The organism is Streptococcaceae bacterium ESL0729, from assembly GCA_029391995.1.
In the GTDB taxonomy this organism is placed as follows: domain Bacteria; phylum Bacillota; class Bacilli; order Lactobacillales; family Streptococcaceae; genus Floricoccus.
In genome coordinates this window covers 214,722-232,227 of sequence record CP113924.1, presented here as the reverse complement: position 1 = coordinate 232,227, position 17,506 = coordinate 214,722, and the positions used below count along the sequence as shown (strand labels likewise).

General features: G+C 38.8%; 18 protein-coding genes and 1 pseudogene. 9 read left to right on the top strand and 10 right to left on the bottom strand.

What is annotated here, in order from left to right:
* From hprK to OZX68_01200, 7 genes are all read right to left on the bottom strand, one after another.
* Nucleotides 1-924 (bottom strand): HPr(Ser) kinase/phosphatase, encoded by a 924-nt coding sequence (gene hprK, locus OZX68_01230; protein WEV60897.1) that lies wholly within the window; start codon nucleotides 922-924, stop codon nucleotides 1-3.
* A gap of 96 nt (nucleotides 925-1,020) precedes the next feature.
* Complete coding sequence (locus tag OZX68_01225; protein ID WEV60896.1) at nucleotides 1,021-1,641, bottom strand: nitroreductase family protein; 621 nt, start codon at nucleotides 1,639-1,641, stop codon at nucleotides 1,021-1,023.
* Nucleotides 1,642-1,751: 110 nt separating this feature from the next.
* Entirely contained in the window at nucleotides 1,752-2,084 is a 333-nt protein-coding gene (locus OZX68_01220; GenBank protein WEV60895.1) for a PspC domain-containing protein, read from the bottom strand.
* A 37-nt stretch (nucleotides 2,085-2,121) separates the two neighbouring features.
* Nucleotides 2,122-3,348, bottom strand: a complete 1,227-nt coding sequence (locus OZX68_01215; protein WEV60894.1) for a DUF4097 family beta strand repeat-containing protein — start codon at nucleotides 3,346-3,348, stop codon at nucleotides 2,122-2,124.
* Nucleotides 3,349-3,434: 86 nt separating this feature from the next.
* Nucleotides 3,435-4,319, bottom strand: a complete 885-nt coding sequence (locus OZX68_01210) for a DNA/RNA non-specific endonuclease (protein WEV60893.1) — start codon at nucleotides 4,317-4,319, stop codon at nucleotides 3,435-3,437.
* On the bottom strand, nucleotides 4,312-4,782 hold the full coding sequence (locus OZX68_01205) for a SprT family protein (GenBank protein ID WEV60892.1): 471 nt from the start codon (nucleotides 4,780-4,782) through the stop codon (nucleotides 4,312-4,314). Before OZX68_01205 ends, OZX68_01210 begins: the two co-directional genes overlap by 8 nt.
* Before the next feature lie 19 nt (nucleotides 4,783-4,801).
* The gene (locus OZX68_01200) at nucleotides 4,802-6,931 is read right to left on the bottom strand and encodes a Tex family protein (protein ID WEV60891.1); all 2,130 of its coding nucleotides are present in this window, start codon (nucleotides 6,929-6,931) and stop codon (nucleotides 4,802-4,804) included.
* Nucleotides 6,932-7,006: 75 nt separating this feature from the next.
* Here OZX68_01200 and OZX68_01195 point away from each other — a divergent pair, with 75 nt between their 5' ends.
* From OZX68_01195 to zwf, 4 genes are all read left to right on the top strand, one after another.
* Nucleotides 7,007-7,180 (top strand): SPJ_0845 family protein, encoded by a 174-nt coding sequence (locus tag OZX68_01195; protein WEV60890.1) that lies wholly within the window; start codon nucleotides 7,007-7,009, stop codon nucleotides 7,178-7,180.
* Complete coding sequence (locus tag OZX68_01190; protein WEV60889.1) at nucleotides 7,180-8,091, top strand: permease; 912 nt, start codon at nucleotides 7,180-7,182, stop codon at nucleotides 8,089-8,091. The genes OZX68_01195 and OZX68_01190 overlap by 1 nt, the downstream gene beginning before the upstream one ends.
* Nucleotides 8,088-8,900: a TIGR03943 family protein gene (locus tag OZX68_01185; protein ID WEV60888.1), complete on the top strand. Its 813-nt coding sequence runs from the start codon at nucleotides 8,088-8,090 to the stop codon at nucleotides 8,898-8,900. Before OZX68_01190 ends, OZX68_01185 begins: the two co-directional genes overlap by 4 nt.
* 106 nt (nucleotides 8,901-9,006) lie before the next feature.
* Nucleotides 9,007-10,494: a glucose-6-phosphate dehydrogenase gene (zwf, locus tag OZX68_01180; protein ID WEV60887.1), complete on the top strand. Its 1,488-nt coding sequence runs from the start codon at nucleotides 9,007-9,009 to the stop codon at nucleotides 10,492-10,494.
* A 44-nt stretch (nucleotides 10,495-10,538) separates the two neighbouring features.
* Here the strand turns inward: zwf and OZX68_01175 are convergent, their stop codons facing one another.
* Nucleotides 10,539-12,194, bottom strand: a complete 1,656-nt coding sequence (locus OZX68_01175) for a polysaccharide biosynthesis protein (protein ID WEV60886.1) — start codon at nucleotides 12,192-12,194, stop codon at nucleotides 10,539-10,541.
* A gap of 101 nt (nucleotides 12,195-12,295) precedes the next feature.
* On the opposite strand from OZX68_01175, the pseudogene OZX68_01170 reads away from it, so the two are divergent.
* The 5 genes and pseudogenes from OZX68_01170 to OZX68_01150 all read left to right on the top strand — a co-directional run bounded on the left by OZX68_01170 (nucleotide 12,296) and on the right by OZX68_01150 (nucleotide 15,712).
* Nucleotides 12,296-12,637: pseudogene (locus tag OZX68_01170) on the top strand (helix-turn-helix transcriptional regulator).
* Between the two features lie 144 nt (nucleotides 12,638-12,781).
* Nucleotides 12,782-13,162, top strand: coding sequence for an ImmA/IrrE family metallo-endopeptidase (locus OZX68_01165; GenBank protein WEV60885.1), 381 nt, complete (start codon nucleotides 12,782-12,784; stop codon nucleotides 13,160-13,162).
* Nucleotides 13,163-13,236: 74 nt separating this feature from the next.
* On the top strand, nucleotides 13,237-13,791 hold the full coding sequence (locus tag OZX68_01160) for a hypothetical protein (protein ID WEV60884.1): 555 nt from the start codon (nucleotides 13,237-13,239) through the stop codon (nucleotides 13,789-13,791).
* Nucleotides 13,792-13,921: 130 nt separating this feature from the next.
* Nucleotides 13,922-14,065: a hypothetical protein gene (locus OZX68_01155; GenBank protein WEV60883.1), complete on the top strand. Its 144-nt coding sequence runs from the start codon at nucleotides 13,922-13,924 to the stop codon at nucleotides 14,063-14,065.
* A gap of 192 nt (nucleotides 14,066-14,257) precedes the next feature.
* Nucleotides 14,258-15,712 (top strand): UDP-N-acetylmuramoyl-L-alanyl-D-glutamate--L-lysine ligase, encoded by a 1,455-nt coding sequence (locus OZX68_01150; GenBank protein WEV60882.1) that lies wholly within the window; start codon nucleotides 14,258-14,260, stop codon nucleotides 15,710-15,712.
* Nucleotides 15,713-15,738: 26 nt separating this feature from the next.
* Here OZX68_01150 and OZX68_01145 read toward each other — a convergent pair whose 3' ends face one another.
* Together OZX68_01145 and OZX68_01140 are read right to left on the bottom strand one after the other, a co-directional pair.
* Nucleotides 15,739-16,509: a DUF1803 domain-containing protein gene (locus tag OZX68_01145; protein WEV60881.1), complete on the bottom strand. Its 771-nt coding sequence runs from the start codon at nucleotides 16,507-16,509 to the stop codon at nucleotides 15,739-15,741.
* Nucleotides 16,509-17,444, bottom strand: a complete 936-nt coding sequence (locus OZX68_01140; GenBank protein WEV60880.1) for a manganese-dependent inorganic pyrophosphatase — start codon at nucleotides 17,442-17,444, stop codon at nucleotides 16,509-16,511. Before OZX68_01140 ends, OZX68_01145 begins: the two co-directional genes overlap by 1 nt.
* Nucleotides 17,445-17,506 lie beyond the last annotated feature (62 nt).

Genomic DNA, 17,506 nt, shown 5'->3' with positions numbered 1-17,506 from the left:
CTAACTATTTTTTCCAATAAGGTTGGTCAGGCGGTCCTCAAACATTTTAGTAGCGTCATATCCCATATTTTTAGCATGGAAATTCATGACCGCAGCCTCAATGATGACTGAAATATTTCGGCCAGTCTTAACCGGTATACTGATTTGTGGAATTTCAACATCAGCAAGCTTTAAAATGCTTGTCCCATTCCCCAAACGGTCATATTCGTCGTCATTAGCATAGGGAACTAGATTTACTGCTAGGTTCACCTCGCTTGAATCCCTAACTGACCCAGCCCCAAAGAGGGTCATTATGTCAATAATCCCAACTCCGCGAATTTCAATCAGATGGCGTAAAATTTCAGCAGGCTCTCCCATCAAGGTAAACTCACTTTTACGGTAAACATCAACACGGTCATCTGCAATTAGAGAATGCCCTCTTTTGACTAATTCAAGTCCTGTTTCACTTTTACCAATCCCACTTGCCCCCTGAATCAAGACTCCTGTCCCAAAGATATCCATGAGTACCCCGTGGACAGTAAATCTTTCAGCTAATTTTTCATAGAGATAGGTAGTAATGGCTGCTGACAAACGGCTCGTTACATCCTTTGATTGTAAAAGAGCAACATCTTGATCTTTTGCTACCCTTACCATCTCCTCAGGAATTTTAAGGTCGCGGGCCACAATTACTGCAGGTGTCTCAGGAGTAAAAATCTTCTTTAAAAGTTCATAAAGGTTCTCCCCAGTGTGCTCCTGCATGTAGCTCCACTCCTTGCGTCCAATAACCTGAACTCGCTCGGGAGTGTAGTAGTCAAAGTAGCCAGATATTTCAAGACCTGGTCTTTCAATATCATCAGTTGTAATTTCCCTTTTAAGGGCATCTTCACTTGCGTAAACAACATCAAGCATGATTTTATCAATCAAATTTTGCACAGTAACACTCATATGACTTCTCCTTTTTCTATTAACTTTTATTATAGCACACTAGCTCCTATCTTTAATTTATAAGCTGCAAGCAAAAAAGAGGGAAAACCCTCTTTTTTAAACAAATCTAGTGATTTCTTCTGCTGCAATCCTTGCAGTCTTCTTACCTTCCTCATCGGCAATACCGACTGTTATGATAATAGCTGGCCTTGTGTCACTGGCTGGTGAAAATTCATCATGAACCTGGCTTGCTACGAAGCCTCCGATAACATTGGTATCATAACCATAGTGGCGGGCAACATTTAAAAAATTAGCTGTAATAATTCCTGCATCAAAGGTCGCAAGCTCACGCTTTATCTCATCAGACAACATCTTGTAATTCTTATGGAAGTAGTCCACACGCTCAGATTTCTTATCCTCAGAAACATGTCCCTTCAAGTATTCCGCATGAATAACCTTCTCGGCATTATTTTCAAGTTGAAAACGTGAGAATATAATTAAGGCAAAACTTGATGTTTCAACCTGCACAGTATTGCTATAAACCATTTGCTTTAATTTATCCTTGGCCTCAGGGCTTTCAACAACTACAAATTCCCAGGGCTGAATGTTTCTACTGCTAGGGGACTTGACTGCTAGATTAAGCATGTCAAGGATATCATCTTGTGCAATTTTCACGTCCTTATATTTTCTGATTGAACGACGGTTAGTTAAAATATCTAAAAAATCATTATTATTCATATTACCCTCCGTCTTCATTATAACCCAGCTAAAAATTTTTTGTGATTTTAATGCTCAAAGATTTTAAATTCAAGCAAAAAACACTAGCCTCAGCCAGTGTTTTTTTACTTTTAAAAATCTGCCCAGTCATCATCCTCATCATGGATGACCTCAGCATCTTTTCTCTTGCGGGCCCCATCTGTCGATTTTGTCCCACCCTTATAGTAGTAATTCCCTTGGTCAAAACCATGGAATTTCCTGTAATTTGTATCTGGAGCCTTGGGAATTATTATGGAAAGGAGAATATAAAGCGTTATCCCCGGAAAGCCAGAAGAGAGCACTGACAAGGCAACATAGGCAATCCTTACCCAAGTTGAATCAAGTCCGAAATATTCTGATATCCCACCTAAGACACCCGACCAAACCTTATCGGTTGAAGATTTTGTCAGTCTTTTCTTTGGCATAATTTTCCTCTTTTCTTACATTACTGAGATTATTATCTCATTTTTTTTCATCTAAGTCAGCATCTTTGAGCCAAATATTACCCATTTTAGACTCAATCTCAAAGGTAATAACATCATGGCCTGCTCTGACTAGGGCAACACCACTCTTACCAATATCTAGCGGATTATCAAGCTCAAGACGGGTCTTGTACTTCCCAAAAGATGTCTTAGCAAGTCCTGTAAAGCCTGCTGAAGACGGGATGGACATCTTGATGTCACCATTGATATTTTTAATATTTATCTTTTTAGCCTTAAGGCTTGGAGCAAGACGGATGGCCCCATTGATTGATGAAAGCTCGCTAGTCTCAAAGTCAGAATTGACCCTCAAATCACCATTAATTGTCTTCACATTCAAGTCGGTATAAGAGCCACCAGAAACCTTCAAATCACCATTTTTTGTTGAAAGCTCTGTAATCGTTGAACTCAAGTCATTTAGCTCCAAATCACCACTAACACTAGTAATTCGAATGTAGTCAGCGATAGTTGAGCTGACAGCTACATCACCACTTGCCAGTCTTACAATTAAAGAATCATACCTCTTAGCTGGAAGACTCACCACCATATCAGCCGACACACGCTTACTTGCAACGTTGATAGTCAAAATGCCGCCAGCATCACTGATTAGAATATTTTTTTCAAGGAAATCGTCAATATTATCACTTCCATAGACCTCAAAGTCAAAATCAACCTTGACCCTGTCATCTTCTGACTTGATGATTTCGATATCTCCCGCCTGAGAGATGATATTGAGGGCACGAATGTCTCCCTCAATTACCCTTGAATCCTGTTTTTTACTGCTCTTAACCTTAAACTTACCAGAATCCCACTCAAAATTTTCATCAACCTTGGTTTTTACATTGTCAAAAACATCACTGCCCCATCCTAAAAGGCTCCTCATGGCTTCACCAATGCTATCTGAAAAGTCACTTGCATTAAACTTATCTTGCTTAGTGTCTTGACTCTTGCCTTTCTTACTTCCATCTTCTTTCTTCTGGTCTGTCTCAGATTCCTGATTTTCTGGATATTCTTCGATTACTTCTTCACTATCAAAGAAGCTCTTTGGATCAAAACCTGCAAAGATATCACTAAAGCTATCAAGATCCTTACCAGTATCTATATTTGTATCATTTTTCTTATTATCAATATTTTCAAGTAGTTCAATGGCCTCTTCATTAGAGATGACTCCGTGACGCATTAAATCTAAAATTCTTTCTTTTTTTTGCATGTTTGCTTCCTCCTGCTATGTGTCCATTATGTCAGATTTTCACTAAAAAAAATCAGTCCGCAGACTGAATTTAATTTTTGCTTGTTTTACAAGTTGGTTTGACCAGTTGAATAATTTATTTGGACACCTGGTTGGACATTGAAAACATAGATATTTAGATCATATGATTTTCCGTCATCTTCAATACTTTTGGCCATCATATGAACTCCTCTAGGTAAAAGTTCATTATCCTTATAGATGGGAGTAACCTGATATCTAATATGGACATTTTGATAATACAAGGAATTTGAAATCTTTGATTCATAATTACTCATCCCTGGACTATTAAAGGCACGGGTTCCTGTCACCAAATTATCAAGGCTTCCAGCATCCCCACAGAGCATCCAGGCAATGAGATGGCTCCGATTATAGATCATTTGATTTTGACCAGCAAAGTCAATTTTCTTATTGTTTGATTTCCCCTGGTACTTCCAGCCTGCTGGATCATTACCTTGGGGAATTCCTGGACGCTTGATGGCCTTAATCTCTAGGTACTTGTCCCGACTGAGACGAGCATTGGCCTGACCAGCTCTTGTCAAATTATCAAGTTTAGAAAACTTAACCCAAAAATCCTGACCAGAATCTTCCTGCATTTCCTCGCTGGTAAAGGTTGACTTATTATTATTTATGGCCACTGCAATATTTTGAACAGTCCCGTCCCAGCTCAAATTTAGAAAATCAGAAGAATTTTCTGAAATGACTTCAGAAGTAGAAGAGCTACTTCCACTAGTTTGACTGCTTTCCTTTACTGAACTTTGAATCTGGGAACTTGTAGGGCTAGTATTGGGAGACTTTCCAGGCTCTGACTTGTCCAGGTAAAAAAGCAAACCTGCAATCATCAGGGCCAAAATCAGGCCTAAAATGGGGGATTTTTTGCTGGCTTTTCTTATGGCCTGGTCTCCTAATTTTTCCAAGGGTGATTTCTTACTCATTTACTTCCTCCTTTAACTCCTGCAACTTTCCCAGGCAATGTCCACAGACATACTTACTGGTATTAACCCTTCTTTGACGCCTGTATTTTTTTTGACAGTCCTTACACAAGTAAAAATAATAATCCTTATCTTTAGCTATCCTTGGAGTGAATCTCAATCCATCAACTTCTTTTAGTAATTTTTTAAAGTCGTAATCCCTATGCCTATATCCTCTACCAGCTATAAACAAGTGATAGTGGACCAATTCATGGCGGACAATCTTCCTAAAAGTAGAAAGATCTAAGGCTTCATAGATGGATGGACTAAAGTCAAGATGGCAATCACTGGTAAAAAAGCGACCACCGGTTGTCTTCAAACGATTATTCCAGCTAACATCATGGATAAACTCCCTTGCGAAATCTTCAAGGGACACCTTCTTAACATAGGCCTTGAGATCAAAATTTTCAGCTGATAATTTACTCATTTTGGCTAATTACCTAAGATTAGTCTCTAGGGTCAAGTAGACTGAGGTTTAATTTATGGCGATCAAGGTCAATTTTGTCAACCCAAACAGTCACAATCTCACCTACAGCTACAGCTTCAGAAGGATGCTTAATATAATTTTTGCTAATTTTTGAAATGTGGATTAGGCCATCTTCCTTGATCCCGATATCAACAAAGGCACCAAAGTCAACAACATTACGAACCACTCCCTCAAGTTTTTGGCCCACTTGTAAGTCTTCAATTGATAAAATATCCTGGCGAAGACTTGGAGCGTCAAAGTTATCACGAAGGTCACGACCTGGCTTAATCAAATCAGCCACGATATCCTTTAGAGTTTCTTGACCTACCTGAAGCTTGTCAGCCATCTCTTTGATTTTTAGCTGGCTAAGTTTTACCCTAGCCTCATCGTCAAGCTCCTTAATTTCTAGGACTGAAAGCAAGTCCTTTACTACAGGATATGACTCTGGATGGACTCCCGTGTTATCAAGAACATTTTTAGCATCAGGAATTCTTAAAAAGCCTGCTGCCTGCTCAAAGGCCTTGGCTCCAAGCCTTGGTACCTTCTTAATCTCACTACGACTTGTAATTGCTCCATTTTCCTCACGGTATTTGACAATGTTTTCAGCAATTGACTTATTAAGCCCTGAAACATGACTAAGTAAGGCTGAGCTTGCTGTATTGATATTAACTCCTACTTGGTTGACCACGGTATCGACTACAAAATCAAGATTTTCAGATAATTTTTTATCACTGACATCATGCTGGTACTGGCCTACTCCAATTGATTGGGGGTCAATCTTAACAAGTTCAGCAAGAGGGTCTTGCAGGCGACGGGCAATTGAGATGGCAGAACGCTTCTCAACAGTAAGGTCTGGAAACTCACGGCGGGCGAGCTCACTGGCTGAGTAGATAGAGGCACCTGACTCATTTACAATAACATAGTAGCTATTTAGCTTCTCACTCTTGATGACCTCAGCCACAAAAGCTTCAGATTCACGTGAGGCCGTCCCGTTACCGATAGCAATCATCTCAACTTCGTACTTGTTGACAAGGTTAGCCAGTTCTTTTTTGGCTGCTTCAATTTCAGAAGCCTTGGCTGGCTTAACCGGATAGATTACCTTGGTTTCAAGAAGTTTTCCAGTAGCATCAACGACGGCAAGTTTTGCCCCAGTTCTAAAGGCTGGGTCAAATCCAAGGACGACTTTGCCCTTAAGAGGAGCTACAAGTAAAAGGTTACGCAGGTTTTCAGAAAAGAGGCTGATGGCTGAATCCTCAGCAGCCTCAGTCATTTCACTACGTACCTGCCTTTCCATGGCAGGTACAATTTTCTTTTTAAGGCTATCTTTAATGGCAAGACCTAAATACTTGTTGCCACGTGCATTAAAACGTGTTTCAAAGAAGCGTTCAATCTTATCAAAATTGTTGGCAAATTTAAGGGTCAAAATACCTAATTTTTCCCCGCGGTTTAGGGCGAGAATCCGGTAATTAGGCAGTTTTGCTAGGGCATTATCAAAGTCGTAGTACATAAGAAAGACTTTCTTCTCATCAAGACTTTCATCCTTGACCTTGGAGGTCAAGTGGCTGTTGTTACGAATCTCAGATAGGGTCCATTTGCGTAATTTTACATCCTCACTAATGGCCTCACTTAAGATGGCAAGAGCTCCATCAAGGGCAGCTTTTGCAGTCTTTACCTTATCATTTATAAAGCTTTCAGCCTGCTCTTCGATATTGGAAGCATTTTGCATGATAAGTTTTGCCAGCGGAAAAAGACCGTTTTCCCGAGCAATGGTTGCCTTGGTCCGGCGTTTTTCCTTATAGGGAAGATAAAGGTCTTCAACCTCTTGAATTTTTTCAGCGACTTCAATTTTCTTGCGTAAATCATCAGTCAGCTTACCCTGCTTTTCAATTATCGAAAGAACAGTTTTTTTACGATCAAGGAGACGTTCTAGCTGGGCATGGGTGTCAATTATTTTTTTTATTTCAACCTCATCAAGACTTCCCGTCATCTCCTTACGGTAGCGGGCGATAAAGGGAATTGTGTTGCCTTCTTTGGTCAACTCCAAAACGGTTGCAACCTGATTTGGCTTTAAGGTAATAGCGTTTGCGATTTTTTCAATATTTTTTTCCATAGCAATTTATTTTAACATATTTTGCAAGTTAGTGATAAGATAGTAGTAGTAAATAAATTTATCCTGGAGGAAATTATGGCACTAACCTATAAAAAACGAGATGACCTTGATAAGGTTCTAAGCGAATTTGCAAGTTTTCCTGATGATCTTTTAAAGACCAAGAATGAAGAAGACAAGAACGAGAAAAAAGATTCTACAAGTGATCAAAAAAATGATCAAAAAAATAAGGACGGTGAAAAAACTAAGTAATGTTTAGCAATCTACCTTACGGGGTGCTTCAATGTGCGACAATTTTCATGTCCATAGTCATTGAGGCACTTCCTTTTGTTTTACTGGGTTCAATCATCTCAGGCTTTCTTGAAATCTTTTTAACAGCTGATTTAATTAAAAGACTTCTACCTCAAAATAAGATTTTAAGAGTCCTATTTGGTAGCTTCTTTGGCTTTTTCTTTCCCTCATGCGAATGTGGGATTGTTCCTGTGGTAAGTAAGCTTATGCTTAAGGGTGTGCCATCTTACACAGCCCTCCCCTTTATGGTAGCTGCTCCCGTAATAAATCCCATCGTAATCTTTGCAGGCTACATTGCCTTTGGTAACTCCCTTCATCTGGTTTTTCTTAGAACCCTTGGAACAATTCTTGTAGCCTTTTTAGTCGGTTTGTTTCTAATCTATGTCTACCAAAGATCTCCTTTAAAGGACAAGAATCTAAATTCCTGTGAGCACGAACACGCCCACCACCATCATGATTTTAAAAACCTTAAAACATCTTCAAAAATTTGGCTGGCTTTGAACCACTCGATTGATGAATTTTTTGATACGGGGAAATACTTAATAATTGGGGCCTCGCTTGCAAGCATCATGCAAATTTATCTACCAACAACTTTTATTACAAGCCTCAACCACAATAAACTTTTGGGCATTCTTACCATGATGATTCTTGCCCTTATTATGTCCCTTTGTTCAGAGGCTGATGCCTTTGTCGGAGCAAGCTTCCTGGGACTTTTTGGGCCTGCCCCAGTCCTTGCCTTCCTTCTTTTTGGACCAATCGTTGACATCAAAAATCTCCTTTTAATGGCCCGCTACTTCAAGGCAAGCTTCATCATCAAATTTATTGCACTTGTCTCACTCACCATCATCATTTTTACGGGGTATCTTGTATGATTCGATTTTTAATATTATCTGGTTATTTTGAGCTGATGATGTATTTGATGGTTAGCGGAAGGCTAAATCAGTACATCAATGTCCACTACAGCTACCTTGCCCAAATGAGCATGATTCTTGCCCTTCTTTTATCTCTGGTTGAGTTAGTCAAGTGGGTCAAGACCGGCCAAAAAAAGCAAAAAACTTCTTTTACAAGTATGCTTAAAAATGTTATGTCCTACCTCCTACTTGCCCTCCCCCTCTTCACCTGCATCTTCCTTCCTTACCAATCCCTTGATGCATCTGTCGTAAACAATAAGGGCTTTGTTTTCCCCCTTTCAAAAGAATCTGGCACTAGTGATGACGGGACAAGCATTCAATACCTAAAGCCTGATACCAGCTCCTACTTCACTAAGTCAGACTATGATGAGCTCATGAAAAAGACCCTCAAGAATTACCAGGATAGCAAGCTGATTGAGGTCACTGAAAAAAATTATATGGAGGTCATGGAACTTATCTACGATTATCCTAGTGAATTTATTGGCAAAAAAATCCGCCTAACAGGCTTTGCCTATAATAATGCTTCTAATGGCCAAAATTACCACTTCCTCTTTCGCTTTGGTATCATTCACTGCATAGCAGATTCGGGCGTCTTTGGTCTCATGATTGAAGGTAGCAAGGACTATAAGGACAATACTTGGCTCTCTGTTGAAGGGACTCTTGTTAGTCAATTCTTTGATGTCTACAAGAGAAATATTCCAACCATTCAGGTTGAGGAGATAAAAGAGGTTGATCAGCCAGCCAACCCCTATGTCTATAGAAGTTTTTAGGCTAGGATTAGCTGATTACAAGGGCTGTAAATCCTAGGCTTTGGGCAAAAGCTAAAATTTTATGATAGAATAGGATAACTATAATAAAAAATTAAGGAAAAGATATATGTCAAAAGTTTTAGTCACAATCTTTGGTGCAACTGGTGATTTAGCCAAGCGTAAACTTTACCCATCACTTTACCGTTTATATAAATCTGGTATTTTGGAGGAGGACTTTGCAGTAATCGGGACTGCTAGACGTCCTTGGACCAAGGAGATGTATGAGGAGGTTGTCCTAGATAGTATTTCTGATTTGATTGAAAATACTGAGGATGCAAGGACATTTGCCAGCCACTTTTACTACCAGGCTCACGATGTAAATGATTCTGAGAACTATGTAACCTTGAAGAATCTATCCCTTGAGCTTGGTCAAAAGTACCAAACGGAAAATAATAAAATCTTCTTCCTAGCCATGGCTCCAGAATTTTTTGGGACAATCGCAGGTCACCTAAAGTCAGAAAATATTACTGATGGTCTGGGATATGAGAGGCTGATTATTGAGAAACCCTTTGGGACAAGCCTTAAAAGTGCTGAAAAACTTAATGATGAGCTTTCGATGGCTTTCTCCGAAAACCAAATTTTTCGAATTGACCACTACCTAGGCAAGGAGATGATTCAAAATATCTTTGCCATCCGTTTTGCAAATTTCATCTTTGACAAGATCTGGAATCGCAACTTCATTGATAATATTCAGATTACCTTTGCTGAGGCCATTGGAGTTGAAGACCGCGGTGCCTATTATGATAAATCAGGGGCCCTTAAAGATATGGTACAAAATCATATTCTCCAAGTCCTATCTCTTTTAGCCATGGATAAACCTGCGTCTTTTAAGAGTTCAGACATTCTCAAGGAAAAAATTAAGGTTCTTGAAAATTTAGAGCTCCCTTCAACAGATGAAATTAAGGACAATTTTGTTCGTGGACAGTATCATGCTGGTCATTTTGAAGGCCATGACTATCTTGGTTACCGCCAGGAAAATGCAGTTGATCCTCAGTCTATGACTGAAACATTTGCAGCTGGGACAATCTTTGTCAATAATGAAAGATTTAAAGATGTTCCCTTCTTCTTTAGGACAGGTAAAAGGATGACTGAAAAGGGGACGAGGATTAATATTGTCTTCAAGAAGGAAGATTCAATCTTTAGCTCTAAAAAGGAATTAAAACAAAATATCCTCACCATCTATATCCAGCCAACAGAAGGTTTCTCCCTTCTGATGAATGGAAAAGAGGTCGGTAAAGACTTTAATATCAATGACATTAAGCTTGACTTTAGACATGATGCGGCCATCCTTGGTAATTCTCCAGAGGCCTATGAAAAGCTAATTTATGATGTCCTTCACGGAGACTCTTCTAACTTTTCCCGCTGGGAGGAAGTTAAGGCCAGCTGGATTTTAATTGACGACATCGAAAGGGTCTGGTCTGACAATCAGGTTCCCCTTTACCCTTATGAAGCTGGCAGCATGGGACCCAAAGAGAGCTTCAGGCTCCTTGAAGAGCATCATGCTTCATGGATTTGGCAGCCTGACCTATGGTATAAGGAACATTCAAAAGACTAAATAAAAGCAAAAAAAATAGACTAGCCAGTCTATTTTTTTTGCTTTTATAGGCCTAATTTTTTTCTTAGGCGGGTACCACGCTCACCTAGGAGCAGATCAATATAATGAGTCTTTAGAATTAAGAAGAGATAGCTTACAAAACCACTTCCTCCAGCTAAAAGGACAAGAATGAGGGACCTAAATTTTCCATTAGGACTTATGAATAATCTTAAAAGGGTAAAGACCAAAGCAGTCACAAGAGCCATGATTATTGTAAAAGTTAAAATCCCAGCCAAACGCCTCAATAAAAGATTGATGTCAAAGTCCGTAATCTGATGGAGCTTTTTCATGTAAAAGTAGCAGGCAACACTAAAGGCTAGCGTTGTTGAAATCATTGGACCATAAGACTCAAACAGATAAATAGCTGGCAGTTGAATAGCTAGCTTCAAAAGCACGATATAAAAGAAATATCTAACAGCCAGCCTACTCCTTCTAAGGGACTGCATCATGGGTGTAATCATCATATAAAGACCCAGGATAAAACTCTGGATTACCGCGAAAACAAACAGATTTAGAGCCAAATTGTCAGGTCGGTTATAAAAAATAGTATAAGCCGGTAGGGCTAGAATTGAAAGACCGGTCACAGCTGGAATCATAAAAGCAAAGTATAAAAGAAGATTATCGCTTATAAGATTTGCGGTTGCCTTAGTATTTCCATTAACAAAATTTTCCGTGATAAGAGGGATTCCTACCCCGCTTACGGAAACAGCAACAGCCACAAGAATCATGGTCAATTTGTCTGGGTTACCAGAGAAATAGCTGAAAAAGGTCAGAAGATCTGAGCTTGTAAAGTTCCCAATTCGGCTCATAACATTTGAAAAGGTAAATTGATCAATTACCTTAAAAATCTGAATGGCCGATCCCAGAATGATAAAGGGAACTGCCTGAATAACTGTATTTACAAGGAGTTCCTTCGAGTTAATTGACCGCTTGGCTGGGCCTGGATTAATAATCCTTGTCAAATCCCCAGTTTTAACCAAGTAATAGAATAAAACAGCTATACTTGCAAGCATTCCAATAAAAGCTGCAGTTGTTGATTGGATAACAGCCTTAACATAATCCCCACTACCAAGTTTCATGATAATGAAGGCCGTTAAAAGCATCCAGATGACCCTGATTAACTGTTCAGCCAGCTGACTAATAGCAAAGGGCTTTAGATTATTATTCCCCTGGAAAAAACCTCTGATTACACTCATTGCTGGAAAAATAAAAACAGCATATGACAGGCTTCTCATGACAGGGATTAAGGAATCACCACCCCCACTCATATGAGCTAAAGTTGGTGATAAAAGATACATGGCAATTGACGCAACTGCCCCTAAAATCAGCATAAAACCAGACATTTGTCTGACAAGTTTATAACTTAAATTCTTATCGCCTAAGGTATTGTATTTAGCCACCTCCTTGGCTACAGCTACTGGAATACCAGACGTTGAAATAAGTAAAAAGAGGGCATAAACATTATAACCCATTCCAAAAAGTGCATTAGCTTCATTGGCACTGGTACCCATCCAAGCATACCAGGGTATGATATAAAGGGCCCCTAAAAATCGAGATAAAAAATTTCCCATGGTAAGCCAAAAGGAACCTTCAATCATCTTATTTTTTTGGTCCTGCTCCGTATCATCAAGCAAGGTTTCAATTTCATCAATGTTTTCCATATCTATATTTTAACGGAAATTAAAAGATTTGGAAAGAAAAAATATTTCCGTTCTTATGGCTTATATTTCATATTTACCGAATTACATGGTACTATTACCCCATGGAGAATAATTATTTAAAAGAAAATTATTTTGCTAATAACTTAAAATATTTGAGGCAAAAACATAAAATGGAACAATTGGAACTAGCCCATCATTTAGGAAGAAAAAGTTCTTCTTCAGTAAGCGAATGGGAGAAAGGAAAATATACGCCTAAAGCTGGAGTACTAAATGAAATAGCAAAACTATTCAACATTCCATTAAGTAAACTTCTGAATGAAAATTTATCTGTAAAATCAATAACTACTATAGATAGAATAATAAGTGTCAGCGAACAGCTTGAACAATACCGCCAAGAAAAAGTCCTAAACTTTGCTAATGATCAACTAGAGGAACAAAGTAAAATCATTCAATTACAGCAAATTAACTTAGAAGAATTGTTAGAGGGTTCTGTCGCCTTTGGTGGTAAATCAGTAAGTAGCAAGACATTAGAAGCCTTGAAAGATATTTTAAAAGAAGAAAAATAAGAAATACTTAGGAGGCGGAAAATGAAGAGCCTTGAGGAGTTAGGTATACAGATTATTTATTCAGATAGGATTAAAGAAGATGGGGTCTACATACCTAAAGTAAACTTAATAGTAATAAATAGTAATTTAGAAGACGTTGACGCAAAAAATGCCCTCTTGCATGAGCTGGGCCACTACTTAAATAAACATTTTGAAACTAGACTTTCAGCACCAGCACTACACATTAAAAATGAAGCCGAAGCTGACAGGTACTGGATAGAATGCAGGGTCAAGGAGTTCCTGTCCTACTACGACTATCCACCAGAAGAAATAGACGTTAATAGGTTTCTAACGGTCTATAAGATAAAACCAAGATATTACGATATGGCAGAAGAATTATTCAGATATTATTTAACAACATAAAAAAGCCCCTGACTGCAATCAGGGACTAGGATGTAATGTATTTACAAAAATATTATATCACAGGAGGCTTATTCATGGGAAAGGTTTTATTTGATGAGAAATTTGGTTTTTTACTTAAAAAAAGAGTAATCTTAGAAGATGAAAGTATCACTATTAAAAAAAATAAGTTTAATTTGGATGATATCGCTTGCGTATATTATAAACCCTATGATCCATCACTCTTAGATGGAGTAGTGTATTTTAGCAAAGATGGGAATGACCAAACTACTAGGAGTAGCTTTGGTGCAACTGTGATTAGTTTTACCCAAGGTGAAATTAAAAAAGTTGAAGATTTGCTAAACTTATTAACTTCATTAAACGTGGAAGTTATAAAGAGAGAAAGTAAGCCTGTAGTAACTCCTGCCGTACCAAAAGAAAATGTTAAAAAAAATATTATTTCTTGCCCTGCATGTCATTCTATTAATGTTAGTTTCATGGGTAATGATAGAAAAAGTTTTTCTGTAGGTAAGGCTGTAGCAGGCGCTGCTCTAACCAGCGGTGTTGGTGTTTTGGCTGGATTCGCTGGTAAAAAAGGGAAAAATCAATGGCACTGCAATAACTGCGGTAATACATTCGAAACTAAAAAATAACAACAAAAAAACCACTCTCCCCGACCAAAGTTTGAGTGGTTGATTTTAAAGCCCGCATAAGGCCTTTTATGTACTATTTTAGCATGAATAATGTCCGATATCTACCCGAAATAGAAAGGATAATTAAAAAATGGCACAAATAGAACAATATACAAAGAACGGACGTAAACTCTACAAGGTTAAAAACCTTTACATTGGTAGGGATGATGTGACCTATAAGAAAAAATATAAATCAAAATCAGGATTTAAAACTAAAACTGAAACTAATAGATGAATTAATAAAACAATGGTCTTCTATGAGGACAACGGGATTAATTCAGAAGCTTCCAAAGTTGAGACTTTTAACGATCTATATGAGCTTTGGATAGAACACCAAAAAAATAATGTTTCGCCCGCAACGGTTGGAAACTATAAAAATATTTGTAGAAAAATAGAATTTTTAATAAATTTGTTTTATACTGAAATCATGATTAATATAGATGAAATGATACAAATTCTTAAGGATGACAGTAACTTCCGAGAGATTATTGATGATGATAATTACTACTACAAATACCCGCATGAACTAAGTTTCACCAAGGTTTCTTACGATTCAAGGCAGGTTGATGGTGATACACTTTTTTTTGCCAAGGGGCTAAATTTTAAAAGGGAGTTTCTCCTAGGTGCAGTCCAAGCTGGACTTAAATTTTATGTGTCTGAAAGAGACTATGAAGTCGGAATCCCAGTTCTTATGGTATCAGACATTAGAAAGGCCATGAGCCTTCTTTGCCAGGCCTTCTATGGCTACCCACAAAGGGACTTAAAAATTATGGCCTTTACTGGAACCAAGGGTAAAACAACTGCTGCCTACTTTGCTAAAAACATTCTTGATGCTACAAATGGTCACAAGACAGCCATGCTCTCTACCATGGAGACAACTCTTGATGGGATCAACTACTTCAAGTCTGCCCTTTCAACCCCTGAAAGCCTTGATCTCTTCAAGATGATGGCTTGTGCCCGTGATAATAACATGACCCATTTGGTCATGGAAGTCAGTAGCCAGGCCAATAAAATTTCAAGGGTCTATGGCCTTAAGTATGATGTAGGAATCTTTTTAAATATATCACCGGACCACGTGGGACCGATTGAACATCCAACCTATGAAGATTATTTTTACTGCAAGCGAATGCTGATTGAAAATAGCCATTTTATGGTGGTTAATTCAGACATGGATCATTTCGACCTGGTCAGGGACCAGTGTATGGATATCCCCCATGCCTTTTACGGTAGTAAATCAGACAATCAAATCCATGATTCTAAGGCCTTTAGCTTCAAAACAAGCGGAACCTTCAATGATAGTTTTAATATTAAGCTAATCGGTGGCTTCAACCAGGAAAATGCTCTGGCAGCAGCCCTTGCAGCCCATAAACTTGGAGCTGATATTTCAGCCATTAAAAAAGGAATTGCTCAAACAACAGTTCCTGGGCGAATGGAGATTTTAAAGCAGGACAATGGGGCCCATGTCTATGTAGACTATGCCCATAACGGAGTCAGCTTAAATAATCTCTTAGAGGTAGCTGAACAGACTCAAACTGGAAAAATCCAACTCCTCCTGGGAGCCCCTGGTAATAAGGGGGAAAGCCGTAGGAAGGATTTTGCTGACGTCCTCAACAAAAGACCTAACATCCAGATTATTCTAACCTCAGATGATCCAAACTTTGAAGATCCTTCGGACATCTGTGCTGAAATTGGAAGCTTCTTGACCCGTCCTTTTGAAACCATTATTGACCGGGAAGAAGCCATTAAAACTGCTCTAGCAAGAACTCTGGGACCAGGAGATGCTGTAATCATCGCTGGAAAAGGGGCCGACGCCTACCAGATTGTAGAAGGTAAGCATGCCTCATATGCTGGTGACCGTGCGGTCGCTGAAAAATACCTGTAAGATTATCCATTATAAAATATAAAAACTCAGGGAAGAGATAGTCTTCCTTGAGTTTTTGCTTGTTGTTTGAGTTGTGAGCTAATAAAGTCACGTGGATTGTCAAATGTGATTACAGGAAGCTCGTAAGCTTTAGCTAACTCAAGATTACCTAAGGCATAACGCTTGTCTTCAGCCTCTTCAATGTAGCCATAGACTTCCAGACTTTTAATAAAGATATCAAGCCGCTTTTGAGGGACTAAGTCCCGCTTACTATACTTAAGCAAAAAGGCTGTCATATATTTAAGGGCGTAATCACGATTAACATCACCAATTAACTTGTAGATTTGACCTTCAAGCTCTGTTAAAGGAATATCTTTTTCAAGCTTATAAAAATAGTTGGCTAGATTATCTTCCCTTCTTGCATAATCACTTGTAAAAAAGAATTTAAGCTCGTTGGTATCATTTTCAAGAATTTGGTTGATGCGACTACTTTCTAAAAGCTCTTGAAGCTTAGATCCCTCAGCAACAAAGAAGGGAGCCTCATAAACCAAGATGGCAGGAGCGTCAATTGTTCCATCAGACAGGTCAAAATCCCCATCACCAAAAAGCTCAAAATTGTTGTAGTAGCGTCTGTCACGTCGACTGATGAAACCCGCCTTAACATACTCCTCAATTTTACGGTCAAGCTTTTCAACATGGGGGAATTCTCGCTTGATATCCCTTAGGGTTACATTAGAATTTTCATCCAAGTAAGTAATCAAACTTTGAAAAAACGGCTGTTTGGTCAGCCGATTTTCATTGTATATTTTGATTGCCATTATTTTTCGAAGGCTTCAGTAAGTTGAGGTACAACTTGCTTCTTACGTGATACAGCACCTTCTAGGAAGGCATGGTTGTTATCAAGTTTGAAGTTGAAGGCTGCTTCAACCTTATCAGCATTTGCTCCAAGGTGCATGATTTCTGAGTTGCTGTTTACAATGTCAGTAATCATAAGGACAAAGTCAGAGTAACCGTTTTGCTCCATGGCAGCCTTCATAGCTGCTTCGATTTCTTCTTGACGGTCAAGAACTTCATCGATGTCAACAGTGTTAACCTGAGCTACACGCACAGCGTTTCCTGAAAGTTCAAAAGTTTTTGCATCAATGTCGATTAAAACGTCAGCAGACTTACTTGCAAGGTTGGTTCCAGCCTTAAGCATGGTTAAACCGTATTCTTCAAGGTCAACACCCGCAAGTTTAGCAAGTTCAGGTGCAATTGCACGGTCTGAATCTGTTGTTGTTGGTGATTTAAGAAGTAGGGTATCTGAAACTAGACCTGATAAAAGAAGTCCTGCGATTTCAGGCCCAACTTCAAGGCCACGTTCCTTATACATGCGGTAAACGATGCTTGATGCAGACCCAACTGGCTCAAGACGCATGAATAGTGGGTTTGCAGTTTCAAAATTCGCCACACGGTGGTGGTCAATAACAGCAAGGACCTCAAGGTCTTTAATATCAGAAATTGACTGTTGAGCTTCATTGTGGTCGGTAAGGATAACCTTACTTACGTCTTCTGAACCAGCTGATTCAACAACACGCGGTGCATCCATTTTGAAGTAGTCAAGTACAAAAACAGTTTCTTCATTTGGAGTACCAAGAGCTACAGCCTCAGCCTCAAGACCTTCGGTCTCTCTTACAAGATTGGCATAGGCAACACTTGATGCAATGGCATCTGTGTCAGGGTTAAGGTGCCCGAAAACAAAAACTTTAGACATTTTATCTACTCTCCATTCATTTATTCATCTTATTTTATCAGATTAGGGATTCTTTTGCCAGG

What these genes read in the sequence shown, in the direction of transcription:
- OZX68_01205 (WEV60892.1), bottom strand. Translation starts at nt 4,782, where the DNA reads ATGAGTAAATTATCAGCTGAAAATTTTGATCTCAAGGCCTATGTTAAG.
- OZX68_01225 (WEV60896.1), bottom strand. Translation starts at nt 1,641, where the DNA reads ATGAATAATAATGATTTTTTAGATATTTTAACTAACCGTCGTTCAATC.
- OZX68_01150 (WEV60882.1), top strand. Translation starts at nt 14,258, where the DNA reads ATGATTAATATAGATGAAATGATACAAATTCTTAAGGATGACAGTAAC.
- OZX68_01200 (WEV60891.1), bottom strand. Translation starts at nt 6,931, where the DNA reads ATGGAAAAAAATATTGAAAAAATCGCAAACGCTATTACCTTAAAGCCA.
- OZX68_01160 (WEV60884.1), top strand. Translation starts at nt 13,237, where the DNA reads ATGGGAAAGGTTTTATTTGATGAGAAATTTGGTTTTTTACTTAAAAAA.
- OZX68_01175 (WEV60886.1), bottom strand. Translation starts at nt 12,194, where the DNA reads ATGGAAAACATTGATGAAATTGAAACCTTGCTTGATGATACGGAGCAG.
- OZX68_01155 (WEV60883.1), top strand. Translation starts at nt 13,922, where the DNA reads ATGGCACAAATAGAACAATATACAAAGAACGGACGTAAACTCTACAAG.
- OZX68_01185 (WEV60888.1), top strand. Translation starts at nt 8,088, where the DNA reads ATGATTCGATTTTTAATATTATCTGGTTATTTTGAGCTGATGATGTAT.
- OZX68_01215 (WEV60894.1), bottom strand. Translation starts at nt 3,348, where the DNA reads ATGCAAAAAAAAGAAAGAATTTTAGATTTAATGCGTCACGGAGTCATC.
- OZX68_01195 (WEV60890.1), top strand. Translation starts at nt 7,007, where the DNA reads ATGGCACTAACCTATAAAAAACGAGATGACCTTGATAAGGTTCTAAGC.
- OZX68_01165 (WEV60885.1), top strand. Translation starts at nt 12,782, where the DNA reads ATGAAGAGCCTTGAGGAGTTAGGTATACAGATTATTTATTCAGATAGG.
- OZX68_01190 (WEV60889.1), top strand. Translation starts at nt 7,180, where the DNA reads ATGTTTAGCAATCTACCTTACGGGGTGCTTCAATGTGCGACAATTTTC.
- OZX68_01140 (WEV60880.1), bottom strand. Translation starts at nt 17,444, where the DNA reads ATGTCTAAAGTTTTTGTTTTCGGGCACCTTAACCCTGACACAGATGCC.
- OZX68_01220 (WEV60895.1), bottom strand. Translation starts at nt 2,084, where the DNA reads ATGCCAAAGAAAAGACTGACAAAATCTTCAACCGATAAGGTTTGGTCG.
- zwf (WEV60887.1), top strand. Translation starts at nt 9,007, where the DNA reads ATGTCAAAAGTTTTAGTCACAATCTTTGGTGCAACTGGTGATTTAGCC.
- OZX68_01210 (WEV60893.1), bottom strand. Translation starts at nt 4,319, where the DNA reads ATGAGTAAGAAATCACCCTTGGAAAAATTAGGAGACCAGGCCATAAGA.
- hprK (WEV60897.1), bottom strand. Translation starts at nt 924, where the DNA reads ATGAGTGTTACTGTGCAAAATTTGATTGATAAAATCATGCTTGATGTT.
- OZX68_01145 (WEV60881.1), bottom strand. Translation starts at nt 16,509, where the DNA reads ATGGCAATCAAAATATACAATGAAAATCGGCTGACCAAACAGCCGTTT.